Source organism: Blautia sp. Marseille-P2398 (genome assembly GCF_964240315.1).
In the GTDB taxonomy this organism is placed as follows: domain Bacteria; phylum Bacillota; class Clostridia; order Lachnospirales; family Lachnospiraceae; genus Blautia_A; species Blautia_A wexlerae.
Genome location: NZ_CAXSTD010000040.1, coordinates 1 through 1,722, shown reverse-complemented (window position 1 = coordinate 1,722; position 1,722 = coordinate 1). Strand labels below are relative to the sequence as shown.

Sequence of the window (1,722 nt, the reverse complement as noted above, 5' to 3'; positions counted from 1 at the left end):
GCTTGAATGAAAAAGTAAATTCTACATTCTAACACACCTTGATTTTATGCGGGATTAAATTCTATTTTCGGAGATACACAACTTAATTTTTTTAGTATATAATGCTTTTATACGGAATAAACAGCATAGTTTTTTGCATGATAAAAGGACATCTGGAAATAGTGTGCAGGACTAAATTCCACATGTCTGTTGGAAAGACTAAATTCTATGCAATGAAACTTGCCTGTGCCTGTATTGTTATTATTATTTTATTAATGCTGGTATCAATGTGACTTCATCGGCTGGTATCTCTGCCAATCCTAATGCTTTATGAAGTCTGTTATCCAGCAGGAGACGGGATACTTCATATGGACTGTGTCCATTGAGGCTGTCCCGTTTTTCGCTGTTGATATGATTTAATAACAGCAGCGTTGTCTTGTCTGTCATTTTTTCAAAGCTTGTTCCTTTTGGAAGGACATACCTTATATATTCATGATTCTTTTCAATAGCACCTTTTTGATCAGAACGGTTGGGATCACAATAATAAATACGTGTGCGTACTTCCCCATTTTTGCTATATTCCAGACTCTGCCGGTCCTGAAATTCATGTCCGTTGTCCGTAAGTATCACTTCGAAAAGTTTCTGGAACAGTTCAATTCCAAGTAATTCTGTTAAATGATCAAAAATCCTGGTTACTTCTTTCTGGGTCTGTTCTTCTAAAAGAAACATAAGCATAAGGCTACAGTTTCGAAAGAACATAGTCAGAAAGCAGGGACTGGTACCTTTTGCTCCTTCAACGGTATCCATCTCGACTACATAAACAGATTTGTTCGCTGCGATATATTCCAGAAATTCTTTATAGCTCCTATCTTTTCGGAAACTTCTGTCTTTAAGGCTGGCAGTAGTTTTTCTTTTCCGCTGCTTGTATACCACTTTACGGCGCAGATCTATGTTTCTGGCTTGAAAAACGCCACGGTTTATGTAAGAATATATGGTTCTTCTGGAACAGGCGATCTCATCAGCATGAGATGCGTAGATGTGGGCAATAGATTGTCCTTTTTTGAGAAGCGGTGACAACAGGATGTCCAGTTTCTGTATACTTTCCGGTGTCTGATTGATTCCTTCTCTGCTTGTGGTTCTAAGGGCTTCATAGGTGTCCTGGGCGTATTTTGAAGAATAAATCTTTTTGTCCATCATGCAATTCGTTTTCTTGCTGCATCCATTGCACACATAAGGCGGTTTATTTAATTTCTCACATTCTCTTGGTTTATAAAATTTACAGACATCGCTGCATCTGAATTTTCTGCAGAGGACACATTTGTGCCGGCATTCATTATCACCGCACATATGCATGACATTACATATATTTGTCCGGGGCTTTGAACAATCATAATTATTTGCACAGGGAATAGGGGCAAATGCATCTGTACTTCTTTCCCTGATAATAGAATGACGTCTGACTTCTTTGGATATGGTACTTGGATCCTTGTTTAATTCTATTGCAATACTTCTAAATGAATCACCGTTATTTAAATGCTGTTCGATTATAATACGTGCAGATAAGTCAAGATGTTTTTGGTTACCCTTTGGTCTTCCTGTATTCATTTTATCCTCCTTCTGCACAGGCAGGGGATCATCTGCAGTAGTATTTTATAAAAAGAAGAAGGAAAAATCCATGCAGAAGTAAATTCTACAGGTATAGAATTTACTCTTGCAAGGTAGAATTTAAAAATACATTTAACC

At 37.4% G+C, this 1,722-nt stretch carries 1 protein-coding gene; it reads right to left on the bottom strand.

Translation table 11 applies throughout. The features are described from left to right. Positions 1-243: 243 nt before the first annotated feature. Complete coding sequence (locus ACESZG_RS18840; protein WP_373218960.1) at positions 244-1,584, bottom strand: IS30 family transposase; 1,341 nt, start codon at positions 1,582-1,584, stop codon at positions 244-246. Between the last annotated feature and the right edge of the window lie 138 nt (positions 1,585-1,722).

Bases quoted from the DNA above. Each gene is read 5' to 3' on its own strand.
- ACESZG_RS18840 (WP_373218960.1), bottom strand. From the start codon at position 1,584: ATGAATACAGGAAGACCAAAGGGTAACCAAAAACATCTTGACTTATCT.